We start from the raw sequence: 19,446 nt of genomic DNA, 5'->3' as shown, positions 1-19,446 counted from the left end.
GGCGCCGGCCCGGATGACGCCCCGTCAGCCCCGTCAGCCCTCTCGGCCCCGTCAGCCCTCTCGGCCCCGTCAGCCCTCTCGGCCCCGTCAGTCGGCGGTGGACACCGTCCGCGCGCGGAGGCGCCGGAGCATGCGGGCGTCCTGGAAGCCGACCTCGCGGGCCGCCGCCTCCACCGTGGTGCCCTGGGTGATGAGGTGTTCGGCGCGTTCCACCCGGAGCTCCTGCTGGTAGCGGAGCGGGGTGAGGCCGGTGGCCTGGGTGAAGCGGCGGGTGAGGGTGCGTTCGCTGAGGCCGGCGGTGGTGGCGAGGTCGGTGAGGGTGAGGCGGTCGGCGAAGCCGGCGTCGATCTGGTCCTGGACGCGGTGGACGGAGTCGCTGAGGTGGGAGCGGTGGCGCAGGACGGCGCTGGCCTGGGGTTCGTCGCCGTTGCGGCGGGCGTAGACGACCATGTCGCGGGCGACCCGGGCCGCCGCGGCGGGGCCGTGGCGGACGGCCAGCAGGTGGAGGGCGAGGTCGATGCCGCTGGCGATGCCGGCGGAGGTGATCACCCGGTCGTCCTCGACGTAGAGGACGTCGCGCACCACCGTGGTGGCCGGATAGCGGTGGGCGAGCTCCTCCTGGAGCTCGTGGTGGGTGGTGCAGCGGCGGCCGTCCAGCAGGCCGGCCCGGCCGAGGGCGTCGGCGCCCGCGCAGACGCTGGCGACGGTGCCGCCCGCCGCGTGATGGGCCGTCAGCCGCTCCAGGGTGGAGGAGCACAGCGGCACCTCCACCGAGAGCGAGGAGGAGTGCCAGCCGGGCACCACCACCAGGTCGCCCGCCGCGAGGGCGGGCCACTCGGTGGAGGCGCGCAGGGCGAGGCCCTGGGCGCTGGACACGTCTTCCCGCTCGGCCACGTACCCGGTCCGGTAGCCGAGGCCGAAGTCGGCCGCGGTGGAGAACACCTGGGCGGGGCCGGCGAGGTCCAGCAGGTGCAGGCCGGGGACGAGCAGGAAGAGCACCAGGGTCACGATCCGGTCAGCTCCTTCACGGTGGTGACCCGCGCGAAGCGGCCGGCGAGGGCGTACTCGGTGCGGGCGATGATCTCCTCGGTGGACAGCGTACGCGGGTCGGCCAGCACCTCGGCCAGGGTGCGGTCGGCGGGGGCGTCGCGGTGGGCGATCGGGTGGGTCGCGGTCGCGTCGACGACGAAGGTGACCTCGTAGCCGAGGTCGGCGGCGACCCTGGTGGTGGTCTCGCAGCACTGCTCGGTGCGGATGCCGCAGACCGTCAGGTCCCGGATGCCCTGGAGGGTGAGGAGCTGCTGGAGGTTGGTGGTGGTGAAGGCGTTGTGGCTGGTCTTCACGAGCGTGGGCTCGCCGGAGGCGGGGGCCAGGCCGTCGATCAGGCGGACGAAGCCGTTGGCGGGGTCGAAGACGGTGCCGGTGCCCGGGTCGGCGTGCAGGACCCAGACCACCAGGTCGTCCTGGGCGCGGGCGTGGTCCACCAGCCGCTCCACCTTGGAGACGATCTCCGGGTCGGAGACGGCGGCCCAGTCCTCGCGCTGCCGGAAGGACTCCTGGACGTCGATGACGATCAGTGCGTTGGTCATGCCTCCATCCTGGCCGCCGGGGAGCGCCGGCTGAAGGCACCATCGGGGCCGGATGCGGAACGATCCGGTCATCGGCGGGCGGCATCCGAAGCAGGATTCGGACGGGATCACTCCGGTTCGGGGCCCCAACGACCAGCCTTGCCGGGGGTGTTGACGCATTGAGGCGGGCATGGCATTTTTCAGCGGCCTGAGTGTGCGCATCCGTTCGTGCGCTCGGCGTTCCCCCACAAGGAGACCCATGTTCAAGGGACTTACCGCCGGGCTCGGCACGGCCGCGATCGTCGCGGGCCTGCTGACCTCGGCCGTCACGCCGGCCCAGGCCGTGCAGGCGGGCGACCTGACCTCCACGATCGCCCTGAGCAACTGCTCGGCCTCGCTGGTGCGTTACCCCGCCTCGGTGTCCACCGACCGCGCGCTGATGCTGACCAACGGGCACTGCCTGCCGAGCATGCCCTCGGCCGGCCAGGTGATCCAGAACCAGACGGCCAGCCGCTCCGGCACGCTGCTCAACGCCTCCGGCGGCTCCCTCGGCACCGTGAACGCCGACAAGGTCCTGTACGCGACCATGACCGGCACCGACGTGGCGCTCTACCAGCTGACCGACACCTTCGCGTCGATCACCTCCAAGTTCGGCGCCACCGCGCTGACGATCGCCGACACCCACCCGGTCAACGGCTCGTCGATGTTCATACCGTCGGGTTACTGGAAGCAGACCTGGAACTGCTCGATCAACGGCTTCGTGGGCACCCTGCGCGAGGACCAGTGGACCTGGCAGGACTCGATCCGCTACAGCGCGGGCTGCAACACCACGCACGGCACCTCGGGTTCGCCGATCGTCGACGCCACCAGCAAGCAGGTGGTCGGCATCAACAACACCGGCAACGACGACGGCGCCATGTGCACCCTGAACAACCCCTGCGAGGTGAACGCGGACGGCACCACCACCGCCACCAAGGGGCAGAGCTACGGCCAGGAGGTGTACTGGTTCACCACCTGCCTGGGCACCAACCGCGCCATCGACCTCAGCGTCAGCGGCTGCCTGCTCACCAAGCCGGCCGGGACCTCCCCGACCGTCACCAACCCGGGCAACCAGACCACCGCCCTGAACGGTGCCGTGGACCTCCAGATCAGCGCGACCGGCGGCACCGCCCCGCTGACCTTCTCGGCCACCGGCCTGCCGGCCGGCCTGACCATCTCCTCCTCCGGCCGGATCACCGGCACCGTCACCACGGCCGGCAGCTCCAACGTCACCGTGACCGCCAAGGACGCGGGCAACCGCACCGGCTCCACCAGCTTCTCCTGGACCGTCAACGGCGGTGGCGGCGGCACCTGCACCCCGGCGCAGCTGCTCGGAAACGCGGGCTTCGAGTCCGGCAACACCAGCTGGACCATCACCTCGGGCGTGATCGACAGCGGCACCAGCAAGCCCGCCCGCACCGGCTCCTACAAGGCCTGGCTGAACGGCTACGGCTCCTCGCACACCGACAGCGCCTCGCAGACCGTCTCCATCCCGGCCGGCTGCAAGGCCACCCTCGGCTTCTACCTGCGCATCGACACCGCCGAGACCGGCACCACCCAGTACGACAAGCTCACCGTGACGGTGAACGGCACCGCGCTGAAGACCTACTCCAACGTGGACGCCGTCTCCTCCTACCAGCTGCGCACCTTCGACCTCTCGGCCTACGCCGGCCAGAGCGTCACCCTGAAGTTCAACGGTGTCGAGGACGCGTCGCTCGCGACCAGCTTCCTGATCGACGACACCTCCATCGCCACCAGCTGACGCACCGACAGTTCCCGGCCCCGGCAGACCGTTTCGTCAGCCGGGGCCGGTAGCGTGCCCGCATGGACAACCTGAAGAACGACGGACCCCCGGTGACGGTCGAGCAGATAGCCGGGGCCCTCGCCGCCCTGGGCTACTTCCAGGGCGAGCCCGGCGCGGAGGCCCTCGCCCGGTTCGCCGCGATGCACAGGACCGCCGAGCTCTACCGGATGGGGCTGCTCAACTCCCTGCTGGGCGTGGTGCAGGCGGAGGCGATGAGCTCCGACTTCGAGTGCCCGGACGACGACGACATGCAGTCGGTCTGGCCCGCGCAGCTGGTCTCCGCCGGGGTCGGCGAGAACGACCTGCTGCAGGCCAACTTCGTCGCCTGGCAGATCTGGCGGGCCTCCTTCCCGCTCTCCCTCTTCGCCCGCAGCGGGAACGCGGGGCCGGTGGCCGTGGCGGCCGCGTTCTCCGCCGAGGCGGCGCAGCTGCTCACCAACGCGATGGCCGCCGGCTTCGACGCCATCGAGAACGGCGACGACGAGGTCCTCGCCGCCCAGCGCCAGATGCTGGCGATGGTCCGGCAGCGCCTGCAGGACTCGCTCACCCACGTCGACGGCTACCTGACGGAGATCGGGTCGTAGCCCCACGCCGCGTCAGAAGCCGGGCTGGGCCGTCGCGGTGAGCAGGTGGGCACCGGTGGCGGCCCAGCGGCCGGCGAAGGAGCGGGGGGCTCCTGGGGTGGTGGGCAGGCGCAGGTGGGCGTGCCAGGTGCCGTCCGGGCTGAGCGTGACGTCGGCCTCCTCGAAGCCGAGCGGGCGGTGGGTGAGCGGGTACCAGGCCTTGAAGACGCTCTCCTTGACGGAGAACAGCAGTCGGTCCCACGGGAGTTCGGGGGCGCGGCGGTGCAGGGTGGCCAGCCGGGTCCGTTCGGCGGGGAGCGAGACGGCCTCCAGCAGGCCGGGGCCCAGCGGCGCGCGCGGCTCGGCGTCGATGCCGAGCGTGGGCAGCTCGGCGCGGCGGGCGACCACCGCGGCCCGGTAGCCGGTGCAGTGGGTCATCGAGCCGACCAGTCCGGCGGGCCAGCGCGGTTCGCCCCGGGGGCCGGGCAGGATCGGGGCGGGCGGCTCGCCGAGCCCGGCCAGGGCGCGGCGGGCGCAGGCCCGGACGGCGGTGAACTCGCGCAGCCGCCCGGGGACCATCCGCTCCGTCAGGGCGGCCTCCTCGGGCAGGAGTCCGGCCGTCTCCGGCTCGGCGGTGGACTCGGCCCAGGCCACGGCCCCGGGCAGCAGCCCGCCGATCACCGGAACCCACCGCCGCCGACCGGGGCCTCCCCCGCTGCCGGGAAGACCCGGCGCAGGCCGCTCGGTCCGCCGCGCGGCCGCCACTCGCGGGGGTAGCCGAGCGAGACCTCCTCGAAGCGGACGCCGTCGTGGACGGTGCTGCGCGGGATGTGCAGGTGGCCGTAGACCACCACGCCCGCGCCGTACCGCACATGCCAGTCGGCGGTGTGCTCGGTGCCGCACCAGAGGGCGAACTCCGGGTGGCGCAGGATCAGGGTCGGCTCCCGGCGCAGCGGGAAGTGGTTGACCAGGACGGTGGGCAGGGCGGGGTCGCGGGCGGCGAGCAGGCGCTCGGACTCGGCCAGCCGGGCGGCGCACCAGGCCTCCAGGCCCGGGTACGGGTCGGGGTGCAGGAGGATCTCGTCGGTGCCGACCACGCCGGCGGCCCGGGCCACCGCGAGGGCCTGCTCCTTGGTGGTGGTGCCGCGCGGGCGGAAGGTGTAGTCGTAGAGCACGAAGAGCGGGGCGACGGTGACCGGGCCGCCCTCGCCGCGCCAGACGGCGTACGGGTCCTCGGGCGTCAACACGTCGAGCTCGCGGCAGAGTTCGACCAGGGCGCGGTAGCGGGGCTCGCCGCGCAGCTGCACCGGGTCGTCGGGGGTGGTCCAGAGCTCGTGGTTGCCGGGGGCCCAGATGACCTTGGCGAAGCGTTCGCGCAGCAGGCCCAGGGTCCGGCCGATGTCCTCGAAGGTCTCGGAGACGTCCCCGGCCACGATCAGCCAGTCCTCCGGCGAGGTGGGGTGCAGCCGTTCGGCCACCTCGCGGTTCTCGGGATAGCCGACGTGCAGGTCGCTGACGGCGTACAGGGTGCCCCCGGTCATGCCGGTACCTCCAGGGTGGTGACGGCCGCGAGCAGGCGCCGGGTGTAGGCGGCGGCCGGGCGGGCGAAGACCTCGGTGACCTCGCCCGTCTCCACCAGCCGGCCGTCCGTCATGACCGCGACGCGGTCGGCCAGGTGGTGGACCACGCCGAGGTCGTGCGAGATGAAGAGCATCGCGAGGCCCAGGTGCTGCCGCAAGTCCGCCAGCAGGTCGAGGATCTGGGCCTGCACCGAGACGTCGAGGGCGGAGACCGGTTCGTCGCAGACCAGCACCTCGGGCGCGGGGGCCAGGGCGCGCGCGATCGCGACGCGCTGGCGCTGGCCGCCGGAGAGCTCGGCCGGGCGGCGGGGCAGCAGGGCGGCGGAGAGGCCGACCTGGTCGAGGAGTTCGGCCACCCGGGCCCGGCCCCGGACGCCGGTACGGGCCACGGCGGCGCCGACCACCCGCTCCACGGTGTGGCGGGGGTCGAAGGAGCCCAGCGGGTCCTGCGGCACGGACTGCAGGCGCAGCCGCTGGGCACGGCGCCGCCGTTCGGGCAGCTCGCTCCAGGGGGCGCCGCCGAGGCGGACGGTGCCGGAGTCCGGCTGCTCCAGCCCGAGCACCATCCGCGCTACCGTGGTCTTGCCGGAGCCGGACTCGCCGACCAGGCCGAGCACCTCCCCCGCCGCCAGGCGCAGCGAGACGCCGCGCACCACAAGGCGGCCGCCGAACGCCTTGCTGACCTGGTCGACCTCCACGACGGGGGCGGCCGCCGGGGCTGACGGCGGCTCAGGGGCGGTGAGCGGCCCCGCGGTCGCGGCGGAGGGCTCCAGTACGGGGTTCCAGCAGCGGGTGCCGTGGTGGTCGATGGCCGGGAGGGCCTCCAGGCAGGTGCGGTCGGCGCGGTCGCAGCGCGGCGCGTACGGGCAGCCGTCGGGGGTGGGGCGGGGGCGGTCCACGACGGGCGCGGAGAGCCGGCGGCCCCGGGTGGCGGGGCCGGGGACGGCAGCCAACAGGGCGCGGGTGTAGGGGTGGCGCGGTTCGGCGAGCAGGCGCTCGGTGGGGCCGGTCTCGACGATGCGGCCGCCGTACATCACCGCGACCCGGTCGGCGGTCCGGGCCACCACCGAGAGGTCGTGGCTGATCAGCAGCAACGCCGTTCCACCGCGCCGGAGTTCGGCCAGCAGGTCGAGCACCTGGGCCTGGACGGTGACGTCCAGCGCGGTGGTCGGCTCGTCGGCGATCAGCAGGTCGGGCGAGCCCGCCAGGGCGGAGGCGATCAGGGCGCGCTGGCGCAGCCCGCCGGAGAGCTGGTGCGGGTACTGAGCGGCGCGCCGCTCCGCCTCCGGCACGCCCGCCCGGGTGAGCAGCGAGGCGGCCAGCGAAGGGAGTTCGCGCCGGGGCGCGAGGCCGTGGACGCGCAGCGGTTCGGCGACCTCCGCGCCGACGGTGTGCAGCGGGTCGAGCGAGGTGAGCGCGTCCTGGAGCACCAGGCCGATCCGCCGACCGCGCACCCCGCGCCAGCCCGCCTCGCCGAGGGCGGTCAGGTCGGTGCCGTCGAACTCCAGCCGACGGGCCGTCACCGCGGAGCCGGGGCCGGTGAGTCCGACCAGGCTGCGGGCGGTGACGCTCTTGCCGGAGCCGGACTCCCCGACCACGGCCAGGCACTCCCCCCGGTCGAGGGTGAAGGAGACCTCCCGGACGGCACGCACCGCGCGCTCGCCGACGCCGAAGCGCACGTCCAGTCCTTCGACGGTGAGCAGCGTCATGCGGGGGTCCTCCGGGTGAAGCGGCGCTGCGCGCGGCGGCCGACGGCGTTCACCGCTAGCGCGGTGAGGGTGATGGCGGCGCCCGGGAAGACCCCGATCCACCAGGCGGTCTGGAGGAAGCTGCGGCCCTGGGAGAGCATCGCGCCCCACTCCGGGGAGGGCGGCTGCGGGCCGAGGCCGAGGAAGCTCAGGCCGGAGGCGGCGATCAGGGCGGCGCCGAAGCCGACGGTGGCCAGCACCAGCATCGGGCCGACGGCGTTGGGCAGCACGTGACGCAGGACCAGCTCCCAGGTGCGCACGCCCAGCAGCCGGGGCCGCCTCCACGTAGCCGGAGCGCTGCACCACCCGGGTCTCGGCCCGGACGATCCTGGCGTAGCCGGGGACGAAGGCGATGGCGATGGCGGCCATCACGTTGCCCGAGCCGGTGCCGAGCACGGTGACGGCCAGCAGCGCGAGCAGGATCGGCGGCAGCGAGAGCAGGATGTCGGCGGCGCGCATCAGCACCTGGTCCGTGGTCCGGCCGCCGAGCGCGGAGGCCAGCCCGAGGGCGGCTCCGCCGGCCACCGCGAGGGCGGTGGCGCCGAGGCCGAGCAGGATCGAGGGGCGGGCGCCGTGCAGCACCCGGGAGAACAGGTCGCGGCCCAACTGGTCGGTTCCGAACCAGTGCTGGGCGCTGGGGGCGGCCAGCGCGTGGATCGGGTCGGTCTCCACCGGGGAGGCGGAGGTGAACAGGCCGGGGGCGATGGCGACTGCGGTGATCAGGGCCAGCAGGGCGGAGGCCAGGACCAGGGTGGTCCGGCCGGAGGCGGCGGTCTGGGCCATGGTCAGCGGCTCCTCAGGCGGGGGTCTGCGGCGAGGTGGAGCAGGTCCACCAGGGTGGAGATGAGCACGAAGACCAGCGCGGAGAGCAGCACCAGGCCGATCACCAGCGGCATGTCCTTGTTGACGGCGCCCTGGAGGCTGAGCGCCCCGATGCCGGGGCGGCCGAAGACCGTCTCGACCAGCACGGCGCCACCGAGCAGCGAGCCGGTCAGCCAGCCGGTCAGGGTGGCCACCGGGCCGGCGGTGTGCCGCAGGGCGTGGCGCAGCAGCACGGCGGCGGGGGCCAGGCCGCGGGAGCGGGCGGTGAGCACGAAGGGCTGCCCGAGGGCGGTCTCCAGGCCCTCGCGGAGCACCTGGGTGAGCACCCCGGCGAGCGGCAGGGCCAGGGTCACGGCGGGCAGCACCAGGGCCGAGAGGTCCTGGTCCCCGGCGACCGGGAAGATCCGCAGCTGGAAGGAGAAGGCGGTCAGCAGCAGGATGCCGATCCAGTAGGAGGGGCTGGAGACCGCGAGCAGCTCCAGCAGCGAGCTCAGGGCCCGCAGGGCGGGCCGGCGGCCGGCCGTCGCCGTGGCGGTGAGCAGCGCCAGGGCGACGGCCAGCACCAGGGCCGCCAGGGCGAGCTGGACGGTGGGGCCGAGCTGATCGCCGATCAGCCCGGCCACCGGCCGCTGGAGTTGGTAGGACTCCCCCAGGTCGCCGCTGAGCAGGCGGCCCAGGTAGTGCAGGTACTGCACCGCGACCGGCTGGTCCAGCCCGTAGGTGGCCCGGATCTCCGCCTTCACCTCGGGGGTGGCGGCGGTGCCGGGGCCGAGCATCACGGTGACCGGGTCACCGGGGACCAGCTGGAGCGCGGCGAAGGCGACCGTGGCGGCCCCGATCAGGACAGCGAGGGCACCCAGCAGGCGGACGAACAGCCTTCGCAGCACCCCGAGCGTCACCGAGCGGAGCCCCTGAGGGGCCGTCAGGTCGTTCTCGGTCATGTCACTTACCCAGCCAGGCGTCGTGGAAGCGGAGCCAGGTGTTCGGGTCGGCGGTGAGGCCGTGCACCTGGGCGGACTGGCCGACGGTGGCGGTGCGCACGTACAGCGGCACGATCAGGCCGAGCTCGATCGCGCGCTGCTGGGTCTTGCCGTAGACCTCCTGACGGACCGTCTTGTCGAAGGTCTCCTTGCCCTTGGTGGTCCACTCGTCCAGCTGGGCGTCCTTGTAGAAGGTCGCGTTCTGGCCGCCCTTGGCGGGCTGGCTGGCACTGTGGAAGTACAGCCGCAGCACGTCCGGGTCGAACCGGGCCCAGCTGTAGTCGGCGATGTGCACCTTGCCGCCGTAGACCTGGGCGATGTAGGTGCCGATGTCGAGGCGGGGGCGGGTGACCTCGATGCCGATCTTCTTCAGGTCGGCCTGGATGGCCTGGCCGAGGGTGTCGCGCTGCTCGCGGACGAACTCGGTGGGCGGCAGCGGCCACTCGATGGTGAGCCGCTGGCCGTTCTTGGTGCGGTAGCCGTCGGCGTCCTTGGTGGTCCAGCCGGCCTCGTCCAGGGACTTCTCGGCGAGCGCCTTGTCGTAGGCCCAGCTGTTCTCGAGGGACTTGTCGTAGTAGGGGGTGGTGGGCGCGACGGGGCTCCAGGCCCGCTTGTTGACGCCGAAGTAGACGCTCTTCACGTCGGTGTCGACGTCGATGCCGCGCTGCACCGCCTTGCGCACCAGCGGGTCGTCCAGCGGGGCCTTGGAGGTGTTGAGGACGAGGGAGTACACCGCACCGGGGGCGTCGGTGGAGACGGTCTTCAGCTTGGCGTCGGCCTGGACGGTCTTCACGCCGGACGGCGGGATCGGGTCGGCGACCTGGACCTGGCCGCTGTTGAGCGCGCCGAGCCGGACGGAGTCCTCGGTGAGGAAACGGACCGTCAGCTTGTCCAGGTAGGCGGGGCCCTGGTGGGCGGCGCCGGCCGGGGCCCAGTTGTAGTCCGGGTTCCTGCTGAAGACGGCGCTCTGGCCCTTGGTGTAGGCGGAGAAGACGAACGGGCCGGTGCCGACGTCGGCCGGGCCGCCGGCGCCGAGCTTGGAGCCGTTCTCCTTGATGGTCTTCGGCGAGTAGAAGCCGAGGTAGGGGGTGGAGGCGGCCTGCAGGAAGGGGGCGAAGGGCTCCGAGAAGGTCACCTTCACGGTCTTCGGGTCGATCACCTCGGTGCCGCTGTACGGGCCGAGCAGGCTGGCCGCGTACTGGGACTTGGTCTCCTTGGCCACGATCCGGTCGAAGTTGACCTTCACGGCCTCGGCGTCGAAGGGGGTGCCGTCGGTGAACTTCACGCCCTCGCGCAGGTGGAAGGTGAAGCTCTTCAGGTCCGGCGCGGCCTCCCACTTGGTGGCCAGCCAGGGCTGGAACTCGCCCTTGGCGTCCTGCTGGACCAGGGAGTCGAAGACGTTGCGCTGGATCGCGCCGGTGACGTCCTGCTGGCTGACGTGGATGTCGAAGGAGATCGGCTCCACGTCGGTGGCGTAGGTGAGCGAGCCGCCCTGGACGGGGGCGCCCTGCGCACCGCCGTCCTTGGCCGGGGCCGCCGAACCGGTGGCGCCGGAGCCGCAGCCGGTGAGCAGCAGGGTGCCCGCGGCGAGTGCGGCGAGCAGCGGGACGGGACGGGGCCCGGTTCTGGGCATCGGTGTGCTCCGTTTGTTGCGAGAGGAAAGTAAGAGGTGCTGAGCTGCTCGGAAGTCTGCCGAGGCAGTGCCGCAGGCGGACCCCTACGCAACCCCTAGCCCACCCCTGGGCTGCCCCGCCGGGCCACGGGTTCCGCCACCTGACCGGGCCGGGCGATCCCGACCGCGCCCTCGTCAACTCCGGCCGTCTGATGCATGCTTGGTTGCCCGCCGATCGCCATCGGGGCGATCCGAGGCGGAGGGGGGAATTGCATGTCGTCCACCGGAACACCGGCGATCCCACCACGGCCGACCGCACCGCCGTCGACCGGCGGCGTGCCGTACGGCTCCGTCGTGGTGCGGGTCGACAAGCGGCTGCTGTGGGTCGGGAACGCCGCCTACCCGCTGAACAACGTCACCAGGGTCTGTGCGACGGCGCTGGAACCCGACCGCCGCGCGGCGCTCCACCGGGTCTGGATGCGGTTCCTGGCGTTCGCCGCCTTCGGCGTGGTCATCGTCATCGCCACGACCAATTCCTACGGCAACACCGACGAGGACGTCGCCCTGACCGTGGCCGGACTGCTCACGGCCTACCTGCTCTGCGACGCGCTGCGCGCGATAGCCGGCAGCTCGGTGCCCGTCCTGCTGGTGGACACCGCCGGGGGCCCGACCGCGGTGGTGACCTCCTCGGATCGGCGCAGGATCACCGAACTGCTCGACATCCTGACCCACACCCTGGAGAACCCCGACCACGAATTCCGGTACACGATGCAGAGAGTGACGGTGAATCCGAGGTACTACCAGATCGGCGACAACATCAACCTGTACGGCGGCAGCGGCAACGCGGGGAAGGTGCTCACGTGAACCAGCACCACGGGGACAACATCCACCTGCACGGCGGCAGCGGGAACATCGGCAAGGTGGTCCACCACCACGCCACCGCTGCCGACCCGCCGGAGCTGGCCCGGGCACTGGCCGCCCTCGCCGGCCAACTGCGCGAGATCCGGGAGCTGCTGGGCCCGCTCGACGCCGAGGTGGTGGCGGAGACCCTGGCGGTGATCGAGGCGCCGGCGCCGCCCGCGCAGGAGCGGCGCCGGGCGCTGCTGGCGGTGGCGGGCATCGCCGCCACCGTCGGCGCGGTCGGGGCCCCCGTGGCGGAGGCCGTGCAGCGGGTGCTGGCGCTACTGGGCTGAGCCGGGGAGCGGGTAGCGGGGGACGGAGGTCCGGCTGAGGATGCGCCAGCCGGCCTCCGTCCTGGTGTAGACGTCGACGTAGTCGCCGTTGTGCACCCTGCCGTCGGCGAGGATCGCCAGGTAGCGGCTGCGGCCGCGGGCGGTGCCGTCGTCCTCGGCCCAGAAGGTGCTGTCCAGGGTCTGGTGGTCGGGGGATTCGGGGCCGAGGTCGGCGCTGAACGCCCGGATGGCCTCCAGGCCCTTGAACAGGGCACCCGTGCGGGCGAGTTCGATGACGCCGTCCTCGGCGAAGACGGTGCCGAGGGCCTCGGCATCGGCGTTGTCGAAGGCGTGCGAGAAGCGGGCCAGCAGCTGGCGCAGCTGCTCGGCGTCCTCGACGGTCAGGCGGTCGGTCATGTCAGGTCTCCTGGGGACGGGAACGGGCCCGGCCGGAGGCGTCCGGCCGGGCCCTGGGGCACGGAGGGTCAGACGGCGACGGGGGCCAGCTGCTGGATGATGCCGAGGCGGTCGGGCAGGACGCTGTAGCGGACCACCTTGCCGTCGCGGACGGTCAGGCGGCTGACGCTGTGTCCGACGAAGGGCCGGCCGGTGGCGGGGACGCCGAAGATCGGGCCGACGTGGATGCCCTCGATCCGCCAGTAGGCGATGACCAGGTCGCCCTCCGCCACCAGGTCCTCGACCGTGGCCTTGACGTCCCGGACGTTGTTCCAGAGCCAGCGCAGGTGCTCGCGGAAGTCCTCCAGGCTGCCGGGGCCGTCGGGGCCGACCCGGCTCTCGTCGACGGCGTCCTCGGCGATCAGCTCCTCGACCAGGTCGATCCGCTGGCCGCTGACCAGCTCGTGGTAGTAGCGCAGGACGACGGCCTTGTTGTCCTCAAGGGTGCTCACTGTTCGTTCTCTCCTCGGTGGTTGACGGAAGAATGGGTGGTCAGCGGGTGGCGGCGGGCGGCAGGAGGATGCCGCCGTTGGCGCTCAGGCCGCCGTCGACCGGCACGGTGACGCCGGTGACGTACGAGGCGGCGGGCGAGGTCAGGAACCAGACCACCTCGGCCTGCTCCCGGGCCTCGGCCCAGCGCTGGGCGGGGATGCGGCGGGTGATGAAGGCGGAGAACTCCGGGTCGGCGACCTGGGCCGCCGTCAGGGCGGTGACGGTGCCGCCCGGGGCGATGGCGTTGATCCGGATGCCCTCGGCGGCGTAGTCGATGGCGGTGGCGCGCACCAGGTTGATGACGGCGGCCTTGGTGGCGTTGTAGGCCCAGGTGCCCGGGTCGCCGCGCAGGCCGGAGACCGAGGAGGTGGCGACGATCGCGCCGCCCCCGGCGGCCCGCAGGGCCGGGACGGCGGAGCGGATGCCGAGCACCACGCTGCGCACGTTCACCGCGAACAGCCGGTCGAAGCGCTCCACCGCTCCCGCCGACTCCAGCGGACCGCCGCCGCCCGTACCGGCGTTGAGCACCGCGGCGTCGAGGCGGCCGAACCGCTCCACGGCCAGCTCGACGGCCCGCTCGTTGGTCTCCTGCTCGGAGACGTCGCCGACCAGGGTGGCGACCCCGTCGAGCTCGGCGAAGGCGTCGAGGCCGTACTTGTCCACGTCCACCGCGACCACCCGGTGGCCGCGTTCGGCGTAGAGCCGCACCAGTGCCTCGCCGATCCCGGAGGCCGCTCCGGTCACCAGTACTACCGGGTTGCTGCCCATGCCCGCTCCTTCGTCTCGATCCACTGCCGGACGGCGTCCGCCGTCGTCGGGGTGTGCTGCTCCAGCACGGTGAAGTGGTCACCGGTGATGTCCCGCACCTCGTGCGGCACCGGCCAGTAGGCGCGCCAGTCGTGACGGCCCGTCGGGTCGATCACCGTGCCGCGCAGGGGGGTGTCGGCGCGCAGCGCCAGGACGGGCGCCTGCACCGGGCCGGGCTGCCAGCCGGCGAAGACGGAGTTGTAGCCGCCCATCGCGGTCAGGCTGGCGTCGCTCCAGACCATGTCGTACTGCTGGATCCGCTCGACCATGCCGGTGAGCATCGCGGTCAGCCACCACTCGCCCATGCCCTCGCGCACCGCGCTGTCGATCGGGTACGAGTCCACCAGGCCGAGCCCGGCCACCCGCCGCCCGGCCGCCTCCAGCCGTTCGGTGACGGCGTGCGCCACACAGCCGCCCATCGAGCGGCCGAGCACCACGAACGGCCGGTCGGGGCCGACCAGTCGGAGCACCGCCTCGGTGTGCAGGGTGAGGAAGGTGTCGATGGTGTCGGGGAGCTTGTCGCTCGGGGTCCAGCCGGGCGAGGGGAGCACGAAGAAGTCGCGCTCGCCCTGGAAGGCGTGGGCGAGCCGGGCGTACTCGTGCGGGCCGGAGATGGCGCTCAGCGCGGGAAAGGCGACCACGGCCGTCTCCCCGTCCCCCGAGGCCAACTGGAGCGGCTCCAGGGCGTGTTCGCCCCGCTCGTCGACGGTGAACCGGGACCGCAGCGCGGAGGCCACGCCGATCAGCGCGGAGGCCTCCGGGAAGCTGTCCTGGGCGGCGAGCCGCCGGTAGAGGGTGGAGAGCGGATGGCGCGGGTCCTCGCCGTCTCCCGTCGCGGCCACCGTGACGGCGCCCGGGGTGGGCGCCTCCGCCACCAACTCCACCAGGTGAGTGGCGAGTTGCGCCGGGTCCGGGTGGTCGAAGGTGAGGGTCGGGGCGAGCCGCAGGCCGGTGACGGCGGTCAGGCGGTTGCGCAGCTCGACGGCGGTCAGCGAGTCCAGGCCCAGGTCGTTGAACGGGCGCTCGTCGCCGACGGCGGCCGGCTCGGTGCCGAGCACACCGGCGACCTCGGTGCGCACCAGCTCCAGCAGGGCGGCGGTCCGCTCCGCCCCGGTGAGCGCGAGCAGCTTCGGCAGCAGGGCCGGGCCGGCGGCCGCCGCACCCCGGGCAGCGGCCCGGCGGGCGGCCGGGACCAGGGCGGTGAGCAGCGCGGGCAGGGCCGGCTGGTTGCGCAGGGCGGCCAGGTCCAGCGGGGCCGCCACCAGGTAGGGGTCCTCGGCCCGCGCGGCCGCCTCGAACAGCCGGGCGCCCTGCTCGGCGCCGATCGCCCGCAGGCCCGCCCGGGCGGCCCGGCGGCGGTCGGCCTCACTGAGGTGCGCGGTGACGGCGCTGGCTTCGGCCCACTGGCCCCAGGCCAGCGACTGGGCCGGCAGGTCGATCGAGCGGCGGTGGGCGGCGAGCGCGTCCAGGTAGGTGTTGGCGGCGGCGTAGCTGGCCTGCCCCGGGCCGCCGAGGACGGCGGCGACCGAGGAGTAGAGCACGAAGGCCGCGAGGTCGTGACCCCTGGTCAGCTCGTGCAGGTGGCGGGCGCCGTCGGCCTTCGGGGCCCAGACGGTCCGCAGCCGCTCGGGGGTGAGGGCGGCGAGCACGCCGTCGTCCACCACACCGGCCGTGTGCACCACGGCGGTCAGCGGGTGCCGCTTCGGTATCGCGGCGATGGCGGCGGCGAGCGCCTCGCGGTCGCCCGCGTCGGCGGCGGTGATGGTCACCTCCGCGCCCAACTCCACCAGCTCGTCATGGAGTTCCTCCGCGCCGGGAGCCTGGGCGCCGCTGCGGGACAGCAGCAGCAGGTGCTTCACGCCCCGCTCGGCGACCAGGTGACGGGCCAGCAGCCCGCCCAGCACACCGGTGCCACCGGTGATCAGCACCGTGCCCTCCGGGTCCCAGGGCCGGGCGGCGCCGACCTCCGGGGCGGTGGCGCGAACCAGCCGGGGCACGTGCACCCGGCCGGCCCGCAGGGCGAGTTGGGGCTCCTCGGTGGCCAGCGCGGCCGGGATCAGGTGCTCGGAGTCGTGGTCGGTGTCCAGCAGGACGATCCGGCCGGGGTGCTCGGACTGCGCGGAGCGCAGCAGTCCCCAGACCGGGGCGAGCACCGGGTCCGGTGCCTCCCCGAGGACCGGGACGGCGCCGCTGGTCACCACGGCCAGCCGGCTCCCCTCGTTCGCCTCGTCCGCCAGCCACGCCTGCGTGGCGGTCAGCACCTCGGCGAGCACGCCCTCGTGGCCGGTGATCCGCAGCTCGCTCCAGCTGTCGGCAGCCGCCGGCTCGGAGGCCGCGATCTCCGGCCACTCCAGCCGGAACAGGGCGTCGCGGTCGGCGCCGCCGGCCGGGGCGAGTTGTTCGGCGGAGACCAGCCGGGCCCGCAGGGCCTCGACGGAGGCGACCGGGGCGCCGGTCTCGTCCGCGACGTCGACCGAGATGGCCTCCGGCTCGGTGTAGCGCAGGCGCACCCGCAGGGCGCTCGCGCCGACCGCGTGCAGCCGCACGCCGGTGTAGGCGAAGGGAAGCCGGCTGGTGCCGGCCGGGGTGTCGGTCAGGCCGTGGTGGGCGGTGACGTGCACGGCGGCGTCCAGCAACGCCGGGTGAAGGCCGAACTCCGCGGCGCTCTCCCGGACTTCCTCCGGCAGCGCGACCTCGGCGTAGAAGGTGTCGCCGTCCCGCCAGGCCGCCCGCAGGCCCCGGAAGGCCGGGCCGTAGGCGAGCCCGGCGGCGGCCAGCTCCTGGTACACCTCCTCGGTGGGCAGTGCGGTGGCACCCGCCGGGGGCCACGCGCGCAGCGCCTCGCCCGGGGCGCCGGGGCCGGCCAGCAGCAGGCCGGAGGCGTGCCGGCTCCACTCCTCCGTCCCGGCCGGGCGGGAGTGCACGGTGACCTCGCGGGCCCCGGTCCCGTCCGCGCCGCCGACGGCGACCTGGACGTGCACGGCGCCCTGCTCGGGCAGCACCAGCGGGGCCTCGACCACCAGCTCGTCCAGGGTGCCGGCGCCCAGCTCGTCGCCTGCCCGGACCGCGAGCTCCAGCAGCGCGGTGCCGGGGACGATCACGGTGCCCTGGACGGCGTGGTCGGCCAGCCAGGGGTGGGTGCGCAGCGAGAGGCTGCCGGTGAGCAGCACGCCCTCCCCGTCCGGGAGCCGGACGGTGGCGCCGAGCAGCGGGTGGGCGGCCTCGGCGAGGCCGAGCCCGGTGGCGTCGGCGCCGCGGTGGGCGGGCTCCAGCCAGTAGCGGCGGCGCTGGAAGGGGTAGGTGGGGAGGGTCAGCCCGGCCGGGCGGGAGGGGCGGCCGAGCAGGGCGGTCCAGTTCACCCGGTGACCCTGGACGTGGATCCGGGCCAGCGCGGTGACGGCGGTCCCGGCCTCGTCGCGGTCGCGGCGCAGCGCGGTGGCCGTGACAGGAGTGTCGAGGGCGGCGCCGACCAGGCCGCTGAGCGTGCCGTCCGGGCCGAGCTCGACGAAGGTGGTGACGCCCTCGGCCGCCAACTCCCCGATGACGTCGGCGAAGCGGACCGCCTCGCGGACCTGGCGGACCCAGTACTGCGGGTCGGTGAGCTCGGCGGCGGTGGCGATCCGGCCGGTCAGGTTGGAGACCACCGGGATCTGCGGGGCGTGGAAGGTCAGACCGGCGGCGGTCCGCCCGAACTCGGCGAGCATGCCGTCCAGGTGGGCGGAGTGGAAGGCATGACTGACCTTCAGCTGCTTGGTCCGGCGGTCGGCGAAGCGCTCGCGGACGGCGGCAACGGCCTCGGCGTCACCGGAGACCACCACCGAACGCGGGCCGTTCACGGCCGCGATCTCGGCACCGGCAACGAGGACCTCGCGGACCTCCTCCTCGGTGCCCTCGACCGCCACCATCGCACCGCCGCCCGGCAGTTCCTGCATCAGCCGGGCCCGGGCCGCCACCAGCGCGGCCGCGTCGGCCAGCGACAGCACCCCCGCCACGTGGGCGGCGGCCAGCTCACCGATCGAATGGCCGGTGACGTAGTCGGGCCGCACGCCCCAGGACTCGAAGAGCCGGAACAGCGCGACCTCCACCGCGAACAACGCCGGCTGCGTCCACCCCGTCTCGTCCAGACCCTCGCCGCTCGCGATCACCTCGCCCAGCGGCAGGCCGAGGGCCGTCTCGACGGCCTCGAAGGCCTCGGCGAAGACCGGGAAGGCGGCGGCCAACTCCCGCCCCATGCCGACCCGCTGGCTTCCCTGGCCGGAGAACAGGAACGCCAGGCCGCCGGAGCGGGCCGTCCCGCGCACCACACCCGGGCCGTCCAACGCCCGCAGTGCCTCGGCGCCACCACCGAGCACCACGGCCCGCTCCTCGAAGACCGCCCGGTCGGCCACCAGGGCCCGGGCCAGCTCCAGCGGGGGCTCGGACGCCAGCAGTTCGGCCACCTGGGCGGCCCGCGCCGCCAGCGCCTCGGGTGAGCGGCCGGACACCACGAAGGGCAGCACGGCCGGGGCCTCGGTGGCCTCGATCGTGAGCTCTTCCTCCGGCGCCTGCTCGATGATCACGTGCGCGTTGGTGCCGCTGGCGCCGAAGGCCGAGACGCCGACCCGGCGCGGGCCTTCGACCTCCGGCCAGGCGCGCTGCTCGGTGAGCAGCTCCACCGCTCCGGCGTCCCAGTCCACGTAGGGGGTGCGCTGCTCGGCGTGCAGGGTGCGCGGCAGCACGCCGTGGCGGATCGCCAGCACCGACTTGATCACGCCCGCCACACCCGCCGCCGCCTGGGTGTGACCGATGTTGGACTTCAACGAGCCGAGCAGCAGCGGCTGTTCGCGGTCCTGCCCGTAGGTGGCCAGGATCGCCTGGGCCTCGATCGGGTCGCCCAGCCGGGTGCCGGTGCCGTGCGCCTCGACGGCGTGGACGTCGGCGGCGGCCAGCCGGGCCCCGGCCAGTGCCTGGCGGATGACGCGCTGCTGGGCGGGGCCGTTGGGGGCCGTCAGGCCGTTGGAGGCGCCATCCTGGTTGACGGCGCTGCCGCGCAGCACCGCCAGCACGGGGTGACCGTGGCGCCGGGCGTCGGAGAGCCGCTCGACCAGCAGCAGGCCCACGCCCTCCGCCCAGCCGGTGCCGTCCGCCTCGGCGGCGAAGGCCTTGCAACGGCCGTCGGCGGACAGGCCGCGCTGGCGGGAGAACTCCACGAAGCCCTGGGCGGTGGCCATCACGCTCACCCCGCCGGCCAGCGCGAGGTCGGACTCGCCGGAGCGCAGCGACTGGGCGGCCAGGTGCAGCGCGACCAGCGAGGAGGAGCAGGCGGTGTCCACCGTGACGGCCGGGCCCTCGAAACCGAAGGTGTAGGAGATCCGGCCCGAGGCCACGCTGTCCAGGCCGCCGATCCCCAGGAATCCCTCCAACTCACCCGGGGCGTCGTGCAGTCGGGGCGTGTAATCGCTGCCCGCGATCCCGGCGAAGACCGCCGTCCGGCTGCCGCGCAGACCGGCCGGGTCGATGCCGGCCCGCTCGAAGGCCTCCCAGGCCGTCTCGAGCAGCAGGCGGTGCTGCGGGTCGGTGGCCAGCGCCTCGCGCGGCGAGATGCCGAAGAACTCCGCGTCGAACTCGGGCGTGGTGTCGAGGAATCCGCCGTGCCGGGTGTAGGAGGTGCCGGGGTGGTCCGGGTCGGGGTGGTAGAGCGCCTCCAGGTCCCAGCCGCGGTCGGCGGGGAACTCGCCGATGGCGTCCACGCCCTCGCTGACGACCCGCCAGAGGTCGTCCGGCGAGGTGATCCCGCCGGGCAGGCGGCAGGCCATGCCGACGA

Annotated in this window: 15 protein-coding genes; 4 read left to right on the top strand and 11 right to left on the bottom strand. The window is 74.0% G+C overall.

From position 1 onward, the window contains the following. Window positions 1–87: 87 nt before the first annotated feature. Window positions 88–1,008, bottom strand: coding sequence for a GlxA family transcriptional regulator (locus tag ABD946_RS03845; RefSeq protein ID WP_345280051.1), 921 nt, complete (start codon window positions 1,006–1,008; stop codon window positions 88–90). After that, window positions 1,005–1,589 (bottom strand): cysteine hydrolase family protein, encoded by a 585-nt coding sequence (locus tag ABD946_RS03840; RefSeq protein WP_345280049.1) that lies wholly within the window; start codon window positions 1,587–1,589, stop codon window positions 1,005–1,007. The genes ABD946_RS03845 and ABD946_RS03840 overlap by 4 nt, the downstream gene beginning before the upstream one ends. Before the next feature lie 238 nt (window positions 1,590–1,827). Between ABD946_RS03840 and ABD946_RS03835 the strand changes: the two genes are divergently transcribed. Beyond that, entirely contained in the window at window positions 1,828–3,369 is a 1,542-nt protein-coding gene (locus ABD946_RS03835; RefSeq protein ID WP_345280048.1) for a putative Ig domain-containing protein, read from the top strand. A gap of 62 nt (window positions 3,370–3,431) precedes the next feature. After that, window positions 3,432–3,995, top strand: a complete 564-nt coding sequence (locus tag ABD946_RS03830; RefSeq protein ID WP_345280046.1) for a DUF6245 family protein — start codon at window positions 3,432–3,434, stop codon at window positions 3,993–3,995. Between the two features lie 12 nt (window positions 3,996–4,007). Here ABD946_RS03830 and ABD946_RS03825 read toward each other — a convergent pair whose 3' ends face one another. The 5 genes from ABD946_RS03825 to ABD946_RS03795 are packed head-to-tail and all read right to left on the bottom strand — an operon-like array spanning window position 4,008 to window position 10,737. Next, window positions 4,008–4,655, bottom strand: a complete 648-nt coding sequence (locus tag ABD946_RS03825; RefSeq protein ID WP_345280045.1) for a 4'-phosphopantetheinyl transferase family protein — start codon at window positions 4,653–4,655, stop codon at window positions 4,008–4,010. Beyond that, window positions 4,652–5,515 carry a metallophosphoesterase family protein gene (locus tag ABD946_RS03820; protein WP_345280043.1) on the bottom strand — a complete coding sequence of 288 codons (864 nt, stop codon included), beginning with the start codon at window positions 5,513–5,515 and terminating at the stop codon, window positions 4,652–4,654. The genes ABD946_RS03825 and ABD946_RS03820 overlap by 4 nt, the downstream gene beginning before the upstream one ends. Next, window positions 5,512–8,085, bottom strand: a complete 2,574-nt coding sequence (locus tag ABD946_RS03815) for a dipeptide ABC transporter ATP-binding protein (RefSeq protein ID WP_425558514.1) — start codon at window positions 8,083–8,085, stop codon at window positions 5,512–5,514. Before ABD946_RS03815 ends, ABD946_RS03820 begins: the two co-directional genes overlap by 4 nt. A gap of 2 nt (window positions 8,086–8,087) precedes the next feature. Continuing rightward, window positions 8,088–9,065 (bottom strand): ABC transporter permease, encoded by a 978-nt coding sequence (locus tag ABD946_RS03800; protein ID WP_345280041.1) that lies wholly within the window; start codon window positions 9,063–9,065, stop codon window positions 8,088–8,090. Between the two features lies 1 nt (window position 9,066). Beyond that, a complete protein-coding gene (locus ABD946_RS03795; RefSeq protein ID WP_345280039.1) occupies window positions 9,067–10,737 on the bottom strand; it encodes an ABC transporter substrate-binding protein in 1,671 nt (556 codons plus the stop codon). A 252-nt stretch (window positions 10,738–10,989) separates the two neighbouring features. Here ABD946_RS03795 and ABD946_RS03790 point away from each other — a divergent pair, with 252 nt between their 5' ends. Then, complete coding sequence (locus ABD946_RS03790; protein WP_345280037.1) at window positions 10,990–11,580, top strand: DUF6232 family protein; 591 nt, start codon at window positions 10,990–10,992, stop codon at window positions 11,578–11,580. Next, complete coding sequence (locus ABD946_RS03785) at window positions 11,577–11,909, top strand: hypothetical protein (protein WP_345280035.1); 333 nt, start codon at window positions 11,577–11,579, stop codon at window positions 11,907–11,909. The genes ABD946_RS03790 and ABD946_RS03785 overlap by 4 nt, the downstream gene beginning before the upstream one ends. Here ABD946_RS03785 and ABD946_RS03780 read toward each other — a convergent pair. The 4 genes from ABD946_RS03780 to ABD946_RS03765 all read right to left on the bottom strand — a co-directional run. Further along, a complete protein-coding gene (locus tag ABD946_RS03780) occupies window positions 11,898–12,305 on the bottom strand; it encodes a nuclear transport factor 2 family protein (protein ID WP_345280033.1) in 408 nt (135 codons plus the stop codon). The two genes, ABD946_RS03785 and ABD946_RS03780, sit on opposite strands and share 12 nt — an antisense overlap. Before the next feature lie 68 nt (window positions 12,306–12,373). Beyond that, window positions 12,374–12,796 (bottom strand): ester cyclase, encoded by a 423-nt coding sequence (locus ABD946_RS03775; RefSeq protein WP_345280032.1) that lies wholly within the window; start codon window positions 12,794–12,796, stop codon window positions 12,374–12,376. A 40-nt stretch (window positions 12,797–12,836) separates the two neighbouring features. Continuing rightward, on the bottom strand, window positions 12,837–13,604 hold the full coding sequence (locus ABD946_RS03770; protein ID WP_345280030.1) for an SDR family NAD(P)-dependent oxidoreductase: 768 nt from the start codon (window positions 13,602–13,604) through the stop codon (window positions 12,837–12,839). After that, on the bottom strand, window positions 13,586–19,446 hold a 5,861-nt coding region (locus tag ABD946_RS03765; protein ID WP_345280028.1), incomplete at its 5' end, for an SDR family NAD(P)-dependent oxidoreductase. The genes ABD946_RS03770 and ABD946_RS03765, both read right to left, overlap by 19 nt.

The organism is Kitasatospora albolonga (assembly GCF_039535905.1).
Taxonomy (GTDB): domain Bacteria; phylum Actinomycetota; class Actinomycetes; order Streptomycetales; family Streptomycetaceae; genus Kitasatospora; species Kitasatospora albolonga.
This window is presented reverse-complemented; position numbering and strand designations above follow the sequence as displayed.